16 protein-coding genes are annotated in these 21172 nt (G+C 53.9%); 11 read left to right on the top strand and 5 right to left on the bottom strand.

The annotated features are described in order from the left end of the window. The first annotated feature begins 110 nt into the window (after positions 1-110). The 3 genes from CRO74_RS01770 (at position 111) to CRO74_RS01780 (ending at position 1251) form a co-directional block, all read left to right on the top strand. A complete protein-coding gene (locus tag CRO74_RS01770; protein WP_245877733.1) occupies positions 111-413 on the top strand; it encodes a helix-turn-helix domain-containing protein in 303 nt (100 codons plus the stop codon). Positions 414-637: 224 nt separating this feature from the next. Then, a complete protein-coding gene (locus CRO74_RS01775; protein ID WP_097124286.1) occupies positions 638-853 on the top strand; it encodes a hypothetical protein in 216 nt (71 codons plus the stop codon). Further along, a complete protein-coding gene (locus CRO74_RS01780) occupies positions 853-1251 on the top strand; it encodes a type II toxin-antitoxin system VapC family toxin (RefSeq protein WP_097124287.1) in 399 nt (132 codons plus the stop codon). The genes CRO74_RS01775 and CRO74_RS01780 overlap by 1 nt, the downstream gene beginning before the upstream one ends. Before the next feature lie 294 nt (positions 1252-1545). Here CRO74_RS01780 and CRO74_RS01785 read toward each other — a convergent pair whose 3' ends face one another. Continuing rightward, positions 1546-2025 carry a hypothetical protein gene (locus CRO74_RS01785; RefSeq protein ID WP_097124288.1) on the bottom strand — a complete coding sequence of 160 codons (480 nt, stop codon included), beginning with the start codon at positions 2023-2025 and terminating at the stop codon, positions 1546-1548. Between the two features lie 54 nt (positions 2026-2079). Between CRO74_RS01785 and CRO74_RS01790 the strand changes: the two genes are divergently transcribed. The 3 genes from CRO74_RS01790 to CRO74_RS01800 all read left to right on the top strand — a co-directional run bounded on the left by CRO74_RS01790 (position 2080) and on the right by CRO74_RS01800 (position 4163). Then, on the top strand, positions 2080-2286 hold the full coding sequence (locus CRO74_RS01790) for a hypothetical protein (RefSeq protein WP_097124289.1): 207 nt from the start codon (positions 2080-2082) through the stop codon (positions 2284-2286). A 230-nt stretch (positions 2287-2516) separates the two neighbouring features. Further along, a complete protein-coding gene (locus CRO74_RS01795) occupies positions 2517-2807 on the top strand; it encodes a hypothetical protein (RefSeq protein WP_097124290.1) in 291 nt (96 codons plus the stop codon). Between the two features lie 444 nt (positions 2808-3251). After that, positions 3252-4163, top strand: a complete 912-nt coding sequence (locus CRO74_RS01800; RefSeq protein ID WP_097125976.1) for a DUF808 domain-containing protein — start codon at positions 3252-3254, stop codon at positions 4161-4163. A gap of 119 nt (positions 4164-4282) precedes the next feature. On the opposite strand, the gene CRO74_RS01805 is transcribed toward CRO74_RS01800, so the two are convergent. Continuing rightward, a complete protein-coding gene (locus CRO74_RS01805; RefSeq protein ID WP_097124291.1) occupies positions 4283-5242 on the bottom strand; it encodes an NAD(P)-dependent oxidoreductase in 960 nt (319 codons plus the stop codon). A gap of 123 nt (positions 5243-5365) precedes the next feature. Continuing rightward, entirely contained in the window at positions 5366-5488 is a 123-nt protein-coding gene (locus CRO74_RS32170) for a hypothetical protein (protein WP_262508195.1), read from the bottom strand. A 154-nt stretch (positions 5489-5642) separates the two neighbouring features. Between CRO74_RS32170 and CRO74_RS01810 the strand changes: the two genes are divergently transcribed. Both CRO74_RS01810 and CRO74_RS01815 read left to right on the top strand, forming a co-directional pair. Beyond that, entirely contained in the window at positions 5643-5834 is a 192-nt protein-coding gene (locus CRO74_RS01810) for a cold-shock protein (RefSeq protein ID WP_097124292.1), read from the top strand. Positions 5835-5961: 127 nt separating this feature from the next. Further along, positions 5962-6183: a hypothetical protein gene (locus CRO74_RS01815; RefSeq protein ID WP_179830098.1), complete on the top strand. Its 222-nt coding sequence runs from the start codon at positions 5962-5964 to the stop codon at positions 6181-6183. A 39-nt stretch (positions 6184-6222) separates the two neighbouring features. On the opposite strand, the gene CRO74_RS01820 is transcribed toward CRO74_RS01815, so the two are convergent. Further along, positions 6223-6402, bottom strand: a complete 180-nt coding sequence (locus CRO74_RS01820) for a hypothetical protein (protein ID WP_097124293.1) — start codon at positions 6400-6402, stop codon at positions 6223-6225. Between the two features lie 317 nt (positions 6403-6719). Here CRO74_RS01820 and CRO74_RS01825 point away from each other — a divergent pair, with 317 nt between their 5' ends. The 3 genes from CRO74_RS01825 to CRO74_RS01835 all read left to right on the top strand — a co-directional run bounded on the left by CRO74_RS01825 (position 6720) and on the right by CRO74_RS01835 (position 10801). Next, complete coding sequence (locus tag CRO74_RS01825) at positions 6720-7703, top strand: ThuA domain-containing protein (RefSeq protein ID WP_097124294.1); 984 nt, start codon at positions 6720-6722, stop codon at positions 7701-7703. A 239-nt stretch (positions 7704-7942) separates the two neighbouring features. Then, positions 7943-10018, top strand: a complete 2076-nt coding sequence (locus CRO74_RS01830; protein ID WP_097124295.1) for a patatin-like phospholipase family protein — start codon at positions 7943-7945, stop codon at positions 10016-10018. Between the two features lie 39 nt (positions 10019-10057). Further along, on the top strand, positions 10058-10801 hold the full coding sequence (locus CRO74_RS01835) for a M15 family metallopeptidase domain-containing protein (RefSeq protein WP_097124296.1): 744 nt from the start codon (positions 10058-10060) through the stop codon (positions 10799-10801). Between the two features lie 208 nt (positions 10802-11009). Here CRO74_RS01835 and CRO74_RS01840 read toward each other — a convergent pair whose 3' ends face one another. Continuing rightward, a complete protein-coding gene (locus tag CRO74_RS01840) occupies positions 11010-21086 on the bottom strand; it encodes an SdrD B-like domain-containing protein (protein ID WP_144035866.1) in 10077 nt (3358 codons plus the stop codon). Between the last annotated feature and the right edge of the window lie 86 nt (positions 21087-21172).

Raw genomic sequence — 21172 nt, forward strand, 5'->3', positions numbered from 1 at the left:
TGGCTCAAATCATCTAGTAGCGAAAGTGAGTAAGGGTTTGAGAAGGCAAAGTTTACCCACGTCAAATACGTGAGATAGATACTACTATATCATGAAGTTAGGCTACGCCCGTGTCTCTGCCGCACGGCTGCGGCCGACCGTCGGCGAACCGGCGGGAAGTAATACGGGAACGAACTTTGGCAGGTTTGGCCTCCGCCCGTCGACGAGGTCAACTCTTAGGCCGTCGGAAAGGGTTATCAAAAGCCGGTGAGCAGAAAGCCCGCCTTGGTGAACGTCTCTACAAAGAAGCTAAGTACCCGGTTGAACAAATCGCCCGCGAGTTACATATCTCTAAAACCACCCTGTATAAGTATCTCCGTCTACGCAGGGTCGAAATTGGTGCTTCAGTTGAAATCCCGATTGCCACAACTTAGAAAATTGTAGCTATAGGTTATCTAACATTTATTAAACGAACATTTGTTAAATGCTTTGCTATAAAGCAGGTTGACATTTATCAGATGACCATTCAGAAACCCATTTAACACTTACTTTACCTTTCTAACTGCTCTTTTCAAGGCAGGCTGACGCTGGCTGTATTTGCAGGAAAGTGTTAAATTGACCTACGTATCTTTTGAAATGGCCTAGGCCGACAGTAGCTATGATTTATCAACTGGAAATCGATGATCGCGACGAAACGGGAAGAGCTGTGTTGGCTTTCATTCGACAAATGGCCGCTACTAACAAAGCTACAAAGCCGCCTGTGGCTCTTAACCAGTCAAAATTGAGTGAACGTCCGTTTGGCACCATGAAGGGGAGTTTTAAGCTAATTCCCGACTTCAATGAGCCGTTGGACGAGCTGAAAGACTACATGTAATGCGCTTATGGATTGATACACATATATTGCTGTGGGTGCTGGAAGCTGATCCCCAGTTATCAGCCCGGGCAGCAGACTTTATCCGTAACACCACCAACGAAGTGTTTGTGAGTGCCGCTTCGCTGCTCGAAATTTCCATCAAGAAAAAGATTGGCAAACTGGACACCACCCGGTCATCTACTGAGATCTTTCAGGAAATGACCAGTATATTGGCCCTTCAGCTCCTGCCTATCCTGCCCCATCATTTAGACGCTTATCAGGCGATCCCGCTTTATGAGGATCATCGCGATCCCTTCGACCGTTTATTAATTGCCACGGCTTTTGCCGACAATCCCACGTTAATATCCGACGATAGCAAATTTGATCGGTATGTGCCTTTGGTAACCTTGATTCGATAGCCTTCGACTTGACTTTTGTTTTCCCGCTTTAAACTAAAATTACCCTTATACATGACTGCACGATAATTCGTGTCACGAAGTTACAACGGGCGTTCTGGTATTGTGACAAAACAGATGTAGTGGAAAAGGGGATCGAATTTACCCCCTGAAAGCTGACAGGATGGCAGAGAAAGAAAAATTGGGGAAGCAACCTATACGAAGCAGGCTTCTCAACGAAAGAACCGGTTGAAAACGGCCTGACTGCATCAAAAGACAAAACACCAAAAAAAACTGAGTGATCAGGGTTTTTTGGTGTTACTCAGTCACGGAATTCGATTTGGGCTTTCGTCCTCTTGGTTTACCGCTATAGGCAGCGTTGGCAGCCGCTTTTTGAGGAGCGATCTTTAGTTCAAAGGCCGTCGTGCCCTCATATTCGAAAAGACGAATGATAAAGTCGTATTTTGTTTTGGCGAAATCAACGCCACTTTTGGTCAGGATAAGGGGGAGGGCCAGGGTATAGCTCTTGGCCGCTTTCTCGAAGGTGAAGGTTTCGGCATCGGTATGGTTGGGTACCAGGTACAGCGATTTAGCTTTGCGCTTTCCCTGGTCCATGCCTACTTTAAAGGACGTATTACCCAGATCGACCCCTAAATGAGCCACCGTTTTAGCGGGCAAAACGAGTTTTCCGGCGGCAGAAATATAACCGGTTAACACCAACTTAGCTGTTTTTTCGGCCTTAGCCTTAGGCGGTTGATTATCAGTAGGCGAAAAAAAATGAATCGAAGTGGCTTTCATGCAATTGGTTTTAAGACGTTTACCAAGAAACAAAGGTAGGCAATTTTGTATCGAATGAAGATAGACCATGAGTTTAAGCAGAACGACTTAGTTATCCTGAGTAACCCGCAGGCGGCTCAAGAGTTGGCAGCGGCTAATCCTGACATTGACTGGCCAGTGCCGGTGATCAGTCAATATGGTCAGCGGGTGCATTGCTGGAACAGCCAACGGCGCGAATTTACGATCACCCTGAGTGCGACCGAGATCAGGAAAATTGACTGATAAGACAGGTAGGCCAGGATGGGACAGCCAGTAAAAGGCATTCGCTACGGTATATGTCTCCTTTAAAAGAACCGCTTTACAAGTGCTGGCTGGCTTGAAACAACTATCTGACTGGTACCTAAGTTATAATAACTGTTCATTCGCTTAGCGTTTCATTGGACGATCAATTTCAATAACTATCCAATGCTATCCGTAGCCTACAGATTTTATTATCCTTTTACTGCGATGCGATGGTCGACGATCCTTACGTTCAATTCCGATATGCCGTGGATTATTTTTGTCAATTGCCCAACAACAGCTCGGCCCTTAGCCTGACACGCGCTTTCCAGGAAGTGCGGTCGGAGATGCATAATCTACTTGACTCGGTAGACGATGATGCTGTCATTCCTTTACAACCAGCCGGACGGCTAATTGAATATGTCTGTCAATCCGAATTGGCTTCCTACTTACTCGGTGATGAATCTGCGCTGCCCAGACTGCGAAGAAAGGTGCGTCAGGCAGAGCAATTGTTGCCTGGCTAAATGGTAAATTTCAAGGCCAGAGATTATGTTCTTTTCGTCCGCTACGGAATGAATTGGCGAAGGATTTTAAATTTTCCAGATTGGAATTGGCCGGTTTTCTGAACGGTTATTGTCCGGAGGGGATAACAAAATTCAATACCGGTTAACAACAATTCGTAGTGTAAGGAAGGTGGGCAAACAAATTTACAGAATGTTAAAGAGGGATTGGGTAACCCGTATGAATTAACAACTTGTTGCTAACTTTCGCCCGGTAAACCGGTTAAACTATTGTAAAGGCTGCTAGAAAGGAATAGGTACAGCAATTTTTGGGTAAATAAGCGCAGCGACCTGACGGTCATCGGGTCTTGTTTCCACCGGCACCATCTGAGGGGCGCTATCCAAAAAATGCCGGGTTTTGTCAATGTACCCTCTCCGGTGATTCTAGCAGTAGCCAACTTTTTAACGATGCCTTCAGGACTCTTTGCTTTGTTAGATGATATCTCGGCGTTGGTAAAAGCCAGTGCCGCCAGTTTAGATGATGTACCGACTCAAGTAGCGAAAACGACCGGAAAAGTGTCGGGCATTGTCATTGATGACACGGCCGTTACACCAAAATATGTGGTGGGGCTCGACCCCTCGCGGGAACTGGCTATTATTTATCAGATTGCTAAAAAATCGCTGATCAATAAACTTCTGCTATTAAGTCCAGCCGCCTTGTTGCTTGGCTATTTTGCCCCTTGGGCTATTACCCCTATTTTAATGGTGGGTGGTGCTTATTTATGTTTTGAGGGTTACGAAAAGGTTCATTCCCTGTTTAGCCACCCCGAGGGTATCACTGACCGTGAGCAGCTAAAAGAGATTACCCCCGAAGAACTGGAGAAGCAACGAGTGGGAAGCGCGGTTCGCACGGATATCATTTTGTCGGCCGAAATTATGGCCATTGCGTATAGCCAGGTAACCGGCCAGGCGATTTTGAACCAGATTATGGTGATGGTGGCGGTGGCCGTTTTTATCACGGTGGCCGTTTATGGATTTGTTGGCTTGATCGTTAAAGCCGATGACATGGGACTACACCTGGCTAGTGATAAATACCCTCCTGCTATTCAGAAAGTAGGCCGTAGCCTGGTAAAATTTATGCCTCATTTCTTGAGTTGGCTGGGGTATGTCGGTACAGCGGCCATGCTGTGGGTAGGTGCCGAAATCATAGCGCATGGCCTGCCGTTTACGGCTCATTTACTGCATGATTTAGAACAGAGCTTGTCCTCAATGCCAGTAGTCGCCTGGTTTGCCAAAGCCCTGGCCTGCGGAGTTGCCGGGCTTCTTGTAGGGTTTATCATTGAGAAGCTTGTGGTGTTGGTCAAGAGAACCTTTTTATAACTCAGACGGATGCGTCTGACTGAATTTGACAGTAATTGAAAGCCAGCATTCACTTATTGGAAGATTTTCGTAAACGATTTTCCGAAGATACCTAAATCATCTGTAACGCATTATAGGATCTAGTGCGCCCAATCATCCAAGATTGCCATCGATTGGCTAACGATGGCGTCCAAGGCCTCTTGGGTGAGAAAGGCCTGGTGACCCGTTACCAGCACATTCGGCAAGCTTAACAGCTCTTCGATTAACGGGTCGGGGGTCTCCGAATTCGACCGGTCCTCAAAGAACAAGCCGTGTTCGTGTTCATAGACGTCGATGCCCAGATAGCCCAATTGACCACTGCGCAAGGCCTCCAGCGCATCGGTGGTGTTGAGAGTAGCCCCCCGCCCCGTATTAATTAACATGGCCCCCCGTTTCATGCGATCGAAAGTTTCCCGCTTGAACAGCCCCTGGGTCTGCTCGGTCAGGGGTAAGTGAAGCGAGATGATATCCGAACGCGTCAGTAAGTCTTCCAGGGAAACCAACTCGATGGGGACCTCGGATTCCGCCTGGGCGGCCTCGGGTTTAGCATCATAAGCGAGTAGCTGACAGCCGAAGCCCGTCAAAATACGAGCCAGGGCCTGACCAATGTTGCCGTAGCCAGCAATGCCCACGGTTTTGCCCCGTAGTTCGAAGCCAACCAACTGCCGGGTGAGCTTGAAGTCGAACTGGCGGGCATTATCGGTGGCCTCTCTTAAGTGACGGCCCAGCGCCAACATCAACGCGACGGCGTACTCGGCGATGGCACCGGGTGAATAGGCTGGAATGCTTTTGACGTCAATGCCGAGTTCATCGGCCGTTGCCTGATCAATGTGATCGGTACCGGCTGAGCGAGTCAGTAGATAGCGAATGCCGAGTTGATGGAGCCGGGTGAGCACCGGCCTGGAGGCATCATCGGTACCAAAGATCAAGACGGCCTCATAGCCCGTGGCTTGATCGACGGTATCCATGCTAAGTTGGTCGGCTACCAGAGTCAGTTCGTGGTTGGTATCTCGCAGGAGGGGCTCCTCAAAGGAGCCCACGCTAAAAGCAATGGCTTTCATGAGGGTAGCTTAGGTAGGGATTCGTAATAAGTACTGCCTGGGAAGGATAAATGTTTACCGAATGGCTACGTTAGAAATTTCGAAGCCTTTTGGTGGACACTTAATTTTACTAATTGTCCAATGCTATCCATCGCCTACAGACCAGACCCGTTTAGAAACCCGTAGACTAAGCATGAAGGTGTAGGAGTGGCAAGATCCCGCCACTTTATGCTTCACCTGAGCCAGAGCCTCCTCTTTGTCTTCCATAGTCTACATTAACGACTTTTTACTCAAAATTAGTCAGACCTAAACGTCCACTAAATAACCGGGCTACTTAGCAAACGAAGCCTACCATTTAATAACCCCGTTTGGTAAGTTGGCAACTTCTGGCGTCCTTGAGCCAAACTTTAACCGTATTACAATGCCAACAGGGAGTGTCAAATTTTTCAATGAGAGTAAAGGCTTCGGCTTTATCAAACCCGACGACGGGGGTGAGGATGTGTTTGTACACATTTCAGCGACCAGCGAAGAACTTCGGGAAAACGACAAAGTAACCTACAATGTCGAGCAAGGCAAGAAGGGCTTGAATGCGGTCAACGTCAAACGCACCTAAGGTCATTGGGCCAATCAGTAGGTAGTAGAGAGAGAACAGGCTTGGCGGCCTGTTCTTTTTTTGTAGGGATAATTCAGTTAACTGAACTGTACAGGTCGTAAAGCTGAAACAGATTACCGTATCTAAGTTGGTTAAGGGGCATCGAACCAGCGCTCTTGAATTGTATAATCTACGGAATGATATTGGCGAGCAGCAAAATCTGGCCGGGCAATACCCGAAGCTGCTAAAGAGCCTGGCCGCTTTACTAACCAGTCGGTTAAAGCAGTGGGACGCACAGATGCCCACGTTTAAAAAGACCGGTCGACCCGTACTTTGGCCGGAAGATGCGCTGACACAGTCTAAACCGTAACTAATGTCAGTAAAAAGCGGTGCCAGCGCCCCGGTTGATCTAGTATTTGTACCTTCCCATCTTTTTTGCCTGACCCGGTGGCATCCCTTTTCCGTTTTTGTACCAGCCTTTATGGAGACCGTTGTCATGGCGGGGCGCTGTATTGTATACACTGGGCTGGCGGGTGCAGGCGGTGGTCACAACGGCCATGAATCCCAGAAGAATTAGTAGCTGCTTCATTCGTATGTAGTGAGTTTCAGAAAACCTGAGCAGACACACCACAAACTTAACCGGAGTCAACATCAGGCAGTAACTAAAACGTGACGCAATTCGCCCATAGTACGGGTAAGTTATCACACGGGCAAACGTCGACCTTCCATTCATGCCTGGAACGACTCGCCGTCTACAAAAGCCGATGAGGATAATCTGCTACGGAGACGATAGCAGTCAAGTAGATTCGACGGGTTAATTGGTTTAAACTTTGTTGTCTGTTTATACGCATACGCTCGTAATTCCTGCAACTAATCGTGACCTATTGTCGTCAAACAAAATTTTCCATGAAACCAATATACGTTCTGGTACTGCTGTTTTGGGCTTTCGCCGGTGAAAACGCATTTGCTCAATCAACTAAAAAAGGAAATTCGAAAGTCATCCGGACCCTGATCGTGGATGGGCAGAACAACCACGAGCAGTGGCCCAAGATTACCTTCATGATGAAGCGGTACCTGGAAGAAACGGGTAAGTTTTCGGTCGATGTACAGCGGTCGTACTATACCTGGAACGGGGGGAAGCTAGTCGACCAATACAAGATTCCGGGCGTTAGAAACACCGTTGACCTGCCAAAATCGAAGGCGGACTCCAGCTTTCACCCCGATTTCTCCAAGTACGATCTGGTGATCTGTAATTTCGGATGGAATGCAGCTCCCTGGTCTGACGAAACGCAGGCCGATTTTGAGAAGTTTATGAAAAACGGGGGCGGACTCGTCGTTGTCCATGCCGCCGACAACTCGTTTCCGATGTGGCCCGCTTACAACAAAATGATCGGTTTGGGCGGCTGGGGCGACCGTACCGAAAAAGATGGTCCCTTTGTGTATTATGATAAAGACGGGAAGCTCATCCGGGACCCACAGCCGGGCCGGGCGGGTTCGCACGGGGCACAGAACGAATTTCTGATCACGGTTCGGGATACCAAACACCCCATCACGAAGGGTATGCCGCTCACCTGGATGCATACCAAAGATGAAATGTACGACCGCCTGCGTGGACCAGCCGAAAACATGACTGTACTGGCAACCGCCTTCTCGTCGAAGGAAAATCGGGGTACAGACCGCAACGAACCCATGTTAATGACCATCAACTACGGGAAAGGGCGCATTTTTCACACGCCCCTGGGCCATGTCGACTACTCGGTCGAATGTGTGGGCTTTATCACCTGCCTACAACGGGGTGCTCAGTGGGCTGCTACGGGTAAAGTCGACATTCCAATTCCGGCCGATTTCCCGACCGAGAGTGCCATCAGCAAACGTAATTTTGTTGAGTAACCCATGAGCTGAAGTCTTACCGGTTCTGAGTAAAGGCTAAAGAAACAGGGAGTAAGCTGGCCGATGATTCGGTGCAGTTTACTCCCTGTTTGTTGTTTAGCCGTCTCTGCTCTTTCATCTAAATAATGGTCTTGAAACGGCAAAAAGGGTGATTTCCCCGTTTCATCCCGACTGGACGACTGGTTAATTTGTCCTGGTAACACCAAACGTCATTGACAACGTTGATTCAACAGGTTTAGATGGATAAAGAGGAAAAACAGGCCAAGGAGAATCTGCTGAAATCTATGCTGGAAACAGGCGAACGTATTGTTGAAGGCCTGCGTAAGGATTTGGCTAACAAACCTGGTAATGCAAATCAACGTACCGTACGTGTTTCGGATGTTTTCGATACGGAAGGGCATCAATATGTTAATCTGGTGCAGGAAGGTGGCGGTGTGCTGGGTATCGCTTTGCTGGGGTACACCTACGTACTGGAATGCATGGGTATCCGTTTTCTCAAACTGGCCGGTACCAGTGCGGGAGCTATCAATGCGGCCTTAATGGCTGTTGTTCGTCCTGACGATACCAGCGTAAAAAAGTCGCCCATTATCCTGTATTACCTGACTCAGAAGAACCTGTTCGATTTTGTAGACGGGCACCCCATTGCCAAGTGGCTGCTGAAAAATACCATCAACTATAAAAATTACTTTGAGCGCCTGGTTAGGTCGGCCCTGTTTACGCTCATCAGTGCCCTGAGTTTGATTGTGTTCAGCAGTATACTTTTGTGGGAAGACCGGAGTATACTTGGCTTATTGGGCGGTCTGATTTCTGCTTATCTGATAGCGCTGGTAATTTTTAAAAGAGGACTCATCAGCAACGGTATTGTAGCAGAGTACCTGAAAAGCCGTTTTTTTTTAATCGTCTTTGTGGCTGTTCTTTTAATCCTGGTTGCCTTTTGGGGGTTAACAACCATTCCAGACGATTCAGCTTGTAAGTATCAGATCATTCTGGCCCTGTTACCCATTGCGTTACTATTGGCTTATTCTCTTTTTCTGGCTACCAGAGGCAGATATCTCCAGTTTATTCAATATGTAGTCTGTGCAATTCTGGGGGTTGTCCTGCTCAATGGTATTCTCAACCAGTTGTTCCAGATTCAGATCGCTCTCTGGCAATTTCCGTTTAAGAACTCTTACAAGGGAGGTATAAATCCTTATCAGTACCTGTCCGTAGCCGGCATCTCGCTGTTTGTCTTTTTTTTATTGCTCCTGGGGACTATTACGCTGTTCTTATACACTCGGTTTAAGGATAGTAAATTCGGTATCAACCCTGGTAATGCGTTTGAGGACTGGATTGCCGATCTGATGCAGAATGGCGACGTTAATACGCAGGTCGATCTTTACCCCGGTGGAAAGATGGCTATTGTTAACAACAAAAATGGGATAAGTACACTGCGGGATTTAGAGGAGAAATTAATGATTATCCCTAAGCTGGAGTATAAACCGGAAGGCGAGGGCTACACAACAAACTATAAACTTTCAGACCCTATAGAGCATGTCCTGACGGGCCTTAATACGTACAAACCTGATGAAGACGAGCCGCCCCTTGCCCTGATCACTACCGAAATTGTGACCGAGAACAAGATCATCTTTCCGAAGATGTGGCGACTCTTCTACTATGATAAAGACTATACCCTAACCGCCAAATTCGTTCGGGCTTCCATGTCGATTCCCTTTTTCTTTGAAGCCTATCGGGAGAAAAATATTCCCAAACGATCGTTGAGGGCGAAAGAATGGCTACAGTACCTTAGTTACGAGGGAAACGAAATTAAAGAGGCCGTATTTGTCGATGGCGGGTCGCTCTCGAACTTCCCAATCAACGTATTCAATCCAACAAGGGCAACAACGCCCCGGCTGCCCACCTTTGGCGCGCGGCTTCAGGACAGCGATTCGGAGGACTCCCGATCTACCCAGTCGCTGGGAGGCATCGTTTCGTCGATTATCAATACCATGCGGGCAAATTATGATAAGGATTTCCTGATCACCCACCCGCAGTTTGAAGATTGTCTGGCCTGTATTGATGTCAGGGATGTGAACTGGCTAAATTTTAACCTGCCCGCCGACCAGCAGATCGACTTGTTTAAGCGCGGTGCTCAGGCCGCTGCCGCTTTTCTGCTGGGCTTTAACTGGGAGCTGTTCAAGGCCAAGCAGGAAGCCTTGAATCTTGGCGTTTTGGCCGCCGATATACGCGTTGCCGACGATCTGGAAGATGTCGAGAAACTTATCGGAAAAATCAGAGTAAAGCGGGGTATGGATCAGCCTGCGCCACCAGCCGTTTAACTTGTCAGCAGACCTCTCATTTTTCACCGAAACAAGGTCATGAAATCGCCCTTACTACCCATTGACATTATTTCGATTTACACGAATAAATTAGGCGATCGCCTTCCGCTGCCTGTGCGGATGGCCAAATGCACGCCCGATACCCACACGGCTATTTTTAACATTGCTACGGAATTGGCCCAAAAAGGCGGCAAGCTTATTTTAAGCGACCTGTTTCGCAGCTACGACATGCAGTCGCAGTCGCACAATGATTTCGTTTCCGGAAAGAAAAAGGCGTTTAGCCCCCCGCCGGGCGGTAGTTTCCACGAAGCCGGGCGGGGCTTCGATCTGGATCTGGGGTCGCTTAAAATATCATTAGCCGACTTCTGGAAAATTGCGGCCGGGCATGGCGTAGTGCCCATTATTAAGCAGCCCAAAGCCAGCCTTTCGGAAGCCTGGCACTTCGACTGCCGGGGTAGCCACCAGCTCGTTTATGAGTATTACGAAAGCGGGAAGGGTGATAATTTCAAGCCCTATAAAGCTGCGTCTGCCAGTGGCATTCTATCCATCGGCATACAGGTCGATGATTTCGATGATCAGCAGCAGGCGGCTATTCAGTCGTGCCTGATTCGACTGGGTAAAGTAATTGGGAATATTGACGGGCACATCGGCAAACGATCGCGTCAGGCGCTGGATGAGCTAGGCATCCCGGTCGATATGGGCAACATACCGGAAATGCTCCTGCAGGTGGAGGATCTGGTTCAACAGAAATTCCCGACCGAATTCAGAATGCCGCTCCTGTAAGCGATGGGCCACTGTACAGACTTTCAGGAGTTGCCCGCATCAAAAAATAGCTGAGAACCTCGTGAGGTAACCAGTACTAGTCTTATCACTCCCGAAGTAGCAAAGGCATGAATAACTACTTTCGGGATACATACTAACCGTATGCAAATAATCCGGCCCGTCTTTTCGTAGACGGGCCGGATTATTTATGTGGTCTGAGCAAGATCGACTACCTACGGTCACCGATCCGCACCGCACGCTTGCTCTGCCGAAGCACAAACGGCACACACACATCGGCTGGACAACTACATACCGTGGGTAGTAACAACACCGTCACATCCGTGTGGCAGCCTGATGCATTGTAAACGCGGATCGTGTAGGCCTGGGCCGTCTGTGGACTTAAGAGGTTGCTGGCAATCACACCATCCACTGGAATCGCTTTGGCTAGCCCCGACAGCGAAGCGGCTTCGTTGAAACTGCTACCCAGCGAGTACTGATAGGTGTTGGCCAAATCGAAGCCACTCAGCACTAGCTTACCGGTGGCTTGTAAAGTGTTGCCCACGCAGGTGACCGGCACAGCCATTACCTTGTAGGTAGGTAGGCTATCTTCCTGCACAATAAGGGGGCAGCAGCTAAAATCAGGACATTGACCGGTGGCCTTGTCAACCACCAGCCTGTAGGCTCCCGGTCCCGTTACATCCAGTACATTACTGGTGTGGCCCGGGATCTCCACATTATCCTTTAACCACTTGTAACTACTGTATCCGTCTGGCGCAGTTAGGCGGAGGGTGTATGAATCACCGACACAGAAGCGATAGGGTACGGAGGTGCAAACGGTAGCCGTATCACCGGGGATAGATGCTTTGTTGTAAAGGATGCCTGAGCTATCCGCAATGGCCTGGAACGTGAGCGACAGACTCTGTCCCGCGCCGATACTGCCAATTGTCCAGCTACTAGAAGGGCTGCCTTGAGTAAAGGTGGTACCAGTTGGCGCACTGGCCGATCCGGTTACGTAGCGCAGGCCAGCAGTACTCGAATCATGCACGGTCACATTGGTAGCGGACTCGGTGCTCGTGTTAGTGAGCACGATGGTATAGGTGAGTACATCGCCTACCTTCGCCACTGTCTTATCAACGAATCTATCCAGATTCAGCACTGGGCTGGTGGCCGAGCAGGCAACAGGTGCCGAATAACTCACTCTGGCTGTTCCACAACCGGGTAAACTCACCAGCAGATCGTGAATTAGTCCGTCCGAGCTGAGGCCTGTCATAGAGAAGGGCACTGAATTAACCGAGTTAGCCACTGCCACGGTCGTGCTAATGAACCCATCTGTTAGCGTCAGTATACCGCCGGAACCAACATTAGTCAGGCTGATGGTACCCGTTAGAATGTACGAGTTGGCAGCACTCTGGCAAGCAGTAGGGGTCGGCGTGGCGGTCAGTGAACAAATTGGGCTCTGGTCAATCTTGAGAATTGGTAAGGTGACGACAACTGAGCAATCTTTGCTATCAGAGATTTGTAGACCCGGACTGACACTGGCTACGGCGGTGGGTATTCCTGAGATGACGCCAGTCGTAGCGTTGAGACTCAGTCCGGTCGGCAGGCTTCCACTAGCTAGATAGAAGCTGTAAGGAGCCGATCCTCCACTGGCCGTCAGCGTTGCGCTATAAGGCTGACCGACGAATCCTATGGGTAAGCTAGCAGTCGTGAGCGTAACTGAGCAAGTGGTGCAGCTGGCCGGTGTGGCATAGGTGGTGCTGGCAGTGGCGGAGGCCAGACCAGCGACCACCATACGCACGGCTGAACTGCTGTCCGACACCCCTGTGAGCGAGAAGCTGGCGGTGGTTTGACCCGCCGTTACACTCACCACTCCAATGGTCGACCCGTTGTCGGTGATGGTCAGCGAACCGGCTATCGCATTCGTCAGGCTAACAATACCTGTAGCCGTATAGGTGTTAGTCGCCGAGTTGCAGACGGGTGTGCTTACAACGACCTGCAAATTAACAGGCGTGTAGAAGCCCACATCCAGAGTGAGGTTGAACTCACCCGCTGCCAGAGTCACCGACTGGGTCCTGCCCGTGATGGGGTCGGCATCACTGTCGAGAGCGTCATTGCTACCGGCATTGGCCAGCGTGGCGGTCATACCTGCCGGAGCGGTGAAGCCCACCGAGTAGGCGTTGTCGGTACCAGGGGTTAAGCCGGTGAAGGAGTAGAGCCCCGAAGCGTTGGTAAGGGTGGTGGCCGATACTACCCCGTGGGTGAATAGGGTCACGGTCACGCCTGCAATCGGGGTGTCTCCCATATTCTGGATACCGTCCTTGTTGGCATCAAAGAAGACGTAGTCACCCAGCCCGGCTGCATTGTTTTGACAGTTCTGAGTAATGGGTCCAGAACTGGCCGTACAACTGTTGAGGCTGGCTGTGATGAACAGCGTTTGCGCGGAGGGAACGTCAACCACTGAATAGCCTACAACCGTACCTACATTCACACTTACCGTGGCACCCGCCGTGGCACTAAAGTTCACCGTATAAGTGGTTAAGCCCACACAGCTCACGCTGGTAACGGCGATTGTAGGCAACGGATTAATCGTCACGGTCGCCGAGGTGGTACTGACACAACCGCTGGCGTTGGCTACGGTCACCGAGTAAGTGGTGGTCGTGGCAGGGCTCACCAGCAGAATGCCTGTGGAGTTGACCGTGCCGTTGGAGAAGGTGTAGCTGGTGCCACCCGTGGCCGTCAGGGTAGCCCCTTGGCCGGGGCAGATGGTGGCGGGCGTCAGGGTGGCCAGCGGTAGGGGGTTAACCGTCACCGTGCCCGTTGCCGTGGCTGAACAACCGGCCCCGCTGGCCACCGTCACGGCATAGGTGGTGGTGGTGGTGGGACTCACCACGAGAGTGCCCGAGGTGTTGACCGTACCATTGGAGAAGGTATACGAGGTACCACCCGTGGCCGTCAGGGTAGCCCCTTGACCGGGGCAGATAGTAGCCGATGTCAGGGTGGCCGTCAGGTTATTGACAAGGGTTACCGTCGCTGAGGTAGTACTGACACAGCCGCTGGCGTTAGCCACGGTCACCGAGTAGGTCGTCGTTGTGGCAGGGCTCACCAGCAGAATGCCTGTGGAGTTGACCGTGCCGTTGGAGAAGGTGTAGCTGGTGCCACCCGTGGCTGTCAGGGTAGCCCCTTGACCGGGGCAGATGGTGGCGGGCGTCAGGGTGGCCACCGGTAAGGGGTTGACCGTGACGGTGCCCGTCGCCGTGGCTGAACAACCGGTCCCACTGGCCACCGTCACCGAGTAGGTGGTGGTCGTGGTGGGACTCACCAGCAGAATGCCTGTGGTATTGACCGTGCCGTTGGCGAAGGTGTAGCTGCTGCCACCCGTGGCTGTCAGGGTAGCTGCTTGACCGGGGCAGATGGTAGCTGATGTCAGGGTGGCCGTCAGGTTATTGACAAGGGTTACCGTCGCTGAGGTGGTACTGACACAACCGCTGGCGTTGGCCACCGTCACCGAGTAGGTCGTCGTTGTGGCAGGGCTCACCAGCAGAATGCCCGAGGTGTTGACCGTGCCGTTGGAGAAGGTATATGAGGTACCCCCCGTGGCTGTCAGGGTAGCCCCTTGACCGGGGCAGATGGTGGCGGGCGTCAGAGTGGCCACCGGTAAGGGATTGACCGTGACGGTGCCCGTCGCCGTGGCTGAGCAACCCGCCGATGACGTGCCCGTTACCGAGTAGGGACCCGCCACACTTACTGAGATCGAAGCGGTTGTCGCTCCATTGCTCCATCCATAGGTGTCCGATCCACTGGCCGTCAACCTACCGGTCTGGCCCTGGCAGATCGTTGCCCAAGCCGGGGTTATTTGCAGGGTAGGCACTGGATGGATCACCAGCACCCGACTTAGGGTGGCCGACTGGCAACTCCCCAATCCATCGGGATCGGCACTGGTGATCGTCAGGGTCACGCTGCCCGTCTGGGAATCGGCTACCGATGGTTGGTAGCTCACCGTCTGAGCGCCATTGATGAGGCTCTGGCTAAACACGCCACTGCCACTGCTGGTCAGACTGGCCGATGTAGCCCCGCTTACGGCTACCGTCAGGCTGGCCGCACTACCCGCACAAATCTGTGGATTAGCCGGTAGCAGTGTCAGACTGGCTGGTGTCTGACAGCTACAGTTCACCCCGATGGACTGAACCGCCGAGCAACTGCTGCCCTGCGTACGGACCACAACCGTCGCCGTGGTCGAGGTGGCTGCGCTGAGCGTGAAGCTGCTGGTGGTGGTGAAGGCCCCGCCGTTGAGGCTGTATTCCAGCGTACCCTGACCGCCGTTGGTGGCCTCGACCGTCAGGCGGATGGTATTGCCCACGCAGGTGCCCTGCAGGATCTGGTCGATCTGGGGTTGACCCGTGACCGTTACGGTCGCTGAGGTGGCACTGACACAACCGCTGGCGTTAGCCACGGTTACGGAATAGGTGGTGGTGGTGGTGGGGCTGGCCGACATGTGGTCCGTATTGGTTCCCGTACTCCAGAGGTAGGTTGTTCCTCCTGTGGCCGTGAGGGTCACCATCTGTCCCTGACAGATGGTGGCGCTGAGGGGGGTGATGCTGGCCAGCGGCAGGAGGTTAAGCGTTACGGTCGCGGTTGTGGTTGCTGAGCAGCCGACGGCGGAGGTGCCCGTTACCGAGTAAACTCCCGCCGTATTGACCGAGATACTGGCCGTAGTAGTGCCATTGCTCCACCGATAGGTGCTGGCCCCACTGGCCGTTAGGGTGCTGGTTTGCCCCGTGCAGACAGTGGCTGATGTAGCCGATACCGATGGTAGGGGGTTAACTGTGACCGTCGCTGAGGTGGTACTGACACAGCCGCTGGCGTTGGTCACGGTCACCGAGTAGGTGGTGGTGGTGGCAGGGCTCACCAGCAGAATGCCCGAGGTGTTGACCGTGCCGTTGGAGAAGGTGTAGCTGCTGCCACCCGTAGCTGTCAGGGTAGCCCCTTGACCGGAGCAAATGGTGGCCGATGTCAGGGTGGCCACCGGTAAGGGATTGACCGTGACGGTGCCCGTCGCCGTGGCTGAGCAACCCGCCCCGCTGGCCACCGTCACCGAGTAGGTGGTGGTCGTGGTGGGACTCACCACGAGAGTGCCTGTGGTGTTGACCATACCGTTGGAGAAGGTGTAGCTGGTGCCACCCGTAGCTGTCAGGGTAGCCCCTTGGCCGGGGCAGATAGTGGCCGATGTCAGGGTGGCGGTCAGGTTATTGACAAGGGTTACCGTCGCTGAGGTAGTACTGACACAACCGCTGACGTTGGCCACCGTCACGGAGTAGGTCGTCGTTGTGGCAGGGCTCACCAGCAGAATGCCCGAGGTGTTGACCGTACCGTTGGAGAAGGTGTAGCTGGTGCCCCCCGTGGCCGTCAGGGTAGCCCCTTGACCGGGGCAAATGGTGGCGGGCGTCAGGGTGGCCAGCGGTAGGGGGTTAACCGTCACCGTGCCCGTTGCCGTGGCTGAACAACCGGCCCCGCTGGCCACCGTCACCGAGTAGGTGGTGGTCGTGGTGGGACTCACCACGAGAGTGCCTGTGGTGTTGGTTAGCCCACCGGTGAAGGTGTAGCTGGTGCCACCCGTGGCCGTCAGGGTAGCTGCTTGACCGGGGCAAATGGTAGCTGATGTTAGGGTGGCCGTCAGGTTATTGACAAGGGTTACCGTTGCGGAGGTGGTGCTGACACAGCCGCTGGCGTTAGCTACGGTCACCGAGTAGGTCGTCGTTGTGGCAGGGCTCACCAGCAGAATGCCTGTGGAGTTGACCGTGCCGTTGGAGAAGGTGTAGCTGGTGCCACCCGTAGCTGTCAGGGTAGCCCCTTGGCCGGGGCAAATGGTAGCGGACGTCAGGGTTGCCACCGGTAAGGGATTGACCATGACGGTGCCCGTCGCCGTGGCTGAACAACCCGCCCCGCTGGCCACCGTCACGGCGTAGGTGGTGGTCGTGGCAGGGCTCACCACGAGAGTGCCTGTGGTGTTGGTTAGCCCACCGGTGAAGGTGTAGCTGGTGCCACCCGTGGCCGTCAGGGTAGCCCCTTGACCGGGGCAAATGGTGGCGGGTGTCAGAGTGGCCACCGGTAAGGGATTGACCGTGACGGTGCCCGTCGCCGTGGCTGAGCAACCCGCCCCACTGGCCACCGTCACCGAGTAGGTCGTCGTTGTGGCAGGGCTCACCAGCAGAATGCCCGAGGTGTTGACCGTGCCGTTGGAGAAGGTGTAGCTGGTGCCCCCCGTGGCCGTTAGGGTAGCCCCTTGGCCGGGGCAGATGGTGGCGGGCGTCAGGGTGGCCACCGGTAAGGGATTGACCGTGACGGTGCCCGTCGCCGTGGCTGAGCAACCCGCCCCACTGGCCACCGTCACGGCATAGGTGGTAGTCGTGGTGGGACTCACCAGCAGAGTGCCTGTGGTGTTGGTTAGCCCACCGGTGAAGGTGTAGCTGGTGCCCCCCGTGGCCGTCAGGGTAGCCCCTTGACCGGGACAAATGGTGGCGGGCGTCAGGGTGGCCACGGGCAGGGGGTTGACCGTGACGGTGCCCGTCGCCGTGGCTGAACAACCCGCCCCACTGGCCACCGTCACCGAGTAGGTGGTGGTCGTGATGGGACTCACCACGAGAGTGCCTGTGGTGTTGGTTAGCCCACCGGTGAAGGTGTAGCTGGTGCCACCCGTGGCTGTCAGGGTAGCCCCTTGACCGGCGCAAATGGTAGCTGATGTTAGAGTGGCCGTCAGGTTATTGACAAGGGTTACCGTCGCTGAGGTGGTACTGACACAACCGCTGGTGTTAGCCACGGTCACCGAGTAGGTGGTGGTTGTGGCAGGGCTCACCAGCAGAATGCCCGAGGTGTTGACCGTGCCGTTGGAGAAGGTATATGAGGTGCCCCCCGTGGCCGTTAGGGTAGCCCCTTGGCCGGGGCAGATGGTGGCGGGCGTCAGGGTGGCCACCGGTAAGGGATTGACCGTGACGGTGCCCGTTGCCGTGGCTGAACAACCCGCCCCACTGGTCACCGTCACCGAGTAGGTGGTGGTCGTGGCAGGGCTCACCAGCAGAATGCCTGTGGAGTTGACCGTGCCGTTAGAGAAGGTGTAGCTGCTGCCACCCGTGGCCGTTAGGGTAGCCCCTTGACCGGGGCAAATGGTGGCGGGTGTCAGGGTGGCCGTCAGGTTATTGACAAGGGTTACCGTCGCTGAGGTAGTACTGACACAACCGCTGGCGTTGGCCACCGTCACGGCGTAGGTCGTCGTTGTGGCAGGGCTCACCAGCAGAATGCCCGAGGAGTTGACCGTACCGTTGGAGAAGGTGTAGCTGCTGCCACCTGTAGCCGTTAGGGTAGCCCCTTGACGGGGGCAGATGGTGGCGGGCGTCAGAGTGGCCAGCGGTAGGGGGTTAACCGTCACCGTGCCCGTCGCCGTGGCTGAGCAACCGGCCCCACTGGCCACCGTCACGGCGTAGGTGGTGGTCGTGGCAGGGCTCACCAGCAGAGTGCCTGTGGTGTTGGTTAGCCCACCGGTGAAGGTGTAGCTGGTGCCCCCCGTGGCCGTCAGGGTAGCCCCTTGGCCGGGGCAGATAGTAGCCGATGTCAGGGTGGCCACGGGCAGGGGGTTGACCGTGACGGTGCCCGTTGCCGTGGCTGAACAACCCGCCCCGCTGGCCACCGTCACCGAGTAGGTGGTGGTCGTGGTGGGACTCACCACGAGAGTGCCTGTGGTGTTGGTTAGCCCACCGGTGAAGGTGTAGCTGCTGCCACCCGTGGCTGTCAGGGTAGCCGCTTGACCGGGGCAAATGGTAGCTGATGTCAGGGTGGCCGTCAGGTTATTGACAAGGGTTACCGTCGCTGAGGTGGTACTGACACAGCCGCTGGCGTTGGCCACCGTCACCGAGTAGGTCGTCGTTGTGGCAGGGCTCACCAGCAGAATGCCCGAGGTGTTGACCGTGCCGTTGGAGAAGGTGTAGCTGCTGCCACCTGTAGCTGTCAGGGTAGCCCCTTGACCGGCGCAAATGGTGGCGGGTGTCAGAGTGGCCACCGGTAAGGGATTGACCGTGACGGTGCCCGTTGCCGTGGCTGAACAACCCGCCCCGCTGGCCACCGTCACCGAGTAGGTGGTGGTCGTGGTGGGACTCACCACGAGTGTGCCTGTGGTGTTGACCGTGCCGTTGGAGAAGGTGTAGCTGGTGCCCCCCGTGGCCGTCAGGGTAGCCCCTTGACCGGGACAAATGGTGGCGGGTGTCAGAGTGGCCACAGGTAAGGGATTGACCGTGACGGTGCCCGTTGCCGTGGCTGAGCAACCCGCCCCACTGGCCACCGTCACGGCGTAGGTGGTAGTCGTGGTGGGACTCACCACGAGAGTGCCTGTGGTGTTGGTTAGCCCACCGGTGAAGGTGTAGCTGGTGCCACCCGTGGCCGTCAGGGTAGCCCCTTGGCCGGGGCAGATGGTGGCGGGTGTCAGAGTGGCCACCGGTAAGGGATTGACCGTGACGGTGCCCGTTGCCGTGGCTGAACAACCCGCCCCACTGGCCACCGTCACGGCGTAGGTGGTGGTCGTGGTGGGACTCACCACGAGTGTGCCTGTGGTGTTGACCATACCGTTGGAGAAGGTGTAGCTGGTGCCACCCGTGGCTGTTAGGGTAGCCCCTTGACCGGCGCAAATGGTAGCTGATGTCAGGGTGGCCGTCAGGTTATTGACAAGGGTTACCGTTGCTGAGGTGGTACTGACACAACCGCTGGCGTTGGCTACGGTCACCGAGTAGGTGGTGGTTGTGGCAGGGCTCACCAGCAGAATGCCTGTGGAGTTGACCGTGCCGTTAGAGAAGGTGTAGCTGCTGCCACCCGTGGCTGTCAGGGTAGCCCCTTGGCTGGGGCAGATGGTGGCTGATGTCAGGGTGGCCACGGGCAGGGGGTTGACCGTGACGGTGCCCGTCGCCGTGGCTGAGCAACCCGCCCCACTGGCTACGGTCACGGCGTAGGTGGTGGTCGTGGTGGGACTCACCAGCAGAGTGCCTGTGGTGTTGACCATACCGTTGGTGAAGGTGTAGCTGGTGCCACCCGTGGCCGTCAGGGTAGCCGCTTGGCCGAGACAAATGGTGGCGGGTGTCAGGGTTGCAACAGGCGCAGTGTTCATTACAAAGGTAGTTGGGCAACATAATACAAGAGGACAATCTGTTGCATCTGTCGCCGTGTAACGATACGCACCTGCTCCACTAACAATATACGTGCTGTTGGTTGCACCATTGATATTGGTAAAGCCCGTTCCGTTGTCTACCTGCCATTGTACACTTGTTAGTCCAGATTGAGCTAAAAGTGTGTAGGTATCACCAGGGCACAGACTATAGCTGGTAGTCTTGCAGCAAATGACGCTGGATACCGTCACGACCGAGTCTTTAAAACAATTGTCAGATCCATTAAACAGCCGGATGGTATAGGTACCACCTGAGTTAGGTATGGCCGTTTGTACATCTTGCGGAAGACTACCAATGGTCGTTGCCGATGCGTAAGCCGCACCTGTATAAATTGATCCCTCAGAAACACCGTATTTATTCGTATTGCTTGCCGCTGTCAGTGTAATCTTCCCGTTATTTTGAGTAGTACCACCCAGGCAAGTTGGTGCGGTTTGGGTAAGGGTAAACGAAGGCTTCGAATTAACCGTTATAGCAATTTCCTGTACAGGGCGACAGGTTGCACCTAAATCGGGGTTCAGGATGGCATATACATAGTAGGTAATTGGGGCTGATGTCGTATTCGGGAAATCAGCCGCGTTGAAGGTGTACGTAGCCGTGTAGGGGCTGCTGCCCATTGGGGTGACGGTGGCAATGCCATTGCCCGCATAAATAGCGGATGCTTCGGTTGCCGTTGGGTTACTGCCTGCCATCTGATCGGCAGTGAATTTTACAAAACGGATGCCGTTGGTAGCACTATTATCCGTATTGACTGTAATGTTTGCTCCTGTCGTACCTGCACAAAGCGTTTGAGAACCACTCGGGTTGTTGAGGGTAGGGCAGGGGTTGTCGGTCAGGTCAGGTTGCGAGGTGGCGACCGTATTGGCACTATTTAAATAATATGTACCCAGGGTGGTTCCTGCGGTGGTAGAAGTGGTTGTGGTGGCCAAAGCTTGTACCATCGTAGCCAGCATACTCAACAGCAGCACAAGGAATGCCCCCGTTCTCCCACCTGGGCGCGTGCTGGGTCTGGTAAGCAGCCAACCGGGATTGAGCATCAACCACCGGGCAAGCGAGCCCTTACGTGGAAACACCCTGGTGTTCGTTGAGGAAGTGGAGAGGTATGACATATTTTTTTTCGTATTGTGAATGGAAAAAGACTGCTTTGGGGGAGTTAGAAATTGGCAGGGATGGAGTACCTGTACCCTTCGGCTAC

Origin of the sequence: Spirosoma fluviale (assembly GCF_900230225.1) — a bacterium.
In the GTDB taxonomy this organism is placed as follows: Bacteria; Bacteroidota; Bacteroidia; order Cytophagales; family Spirosomataceae; genus Spirosoma; species Spirosoma fluviale.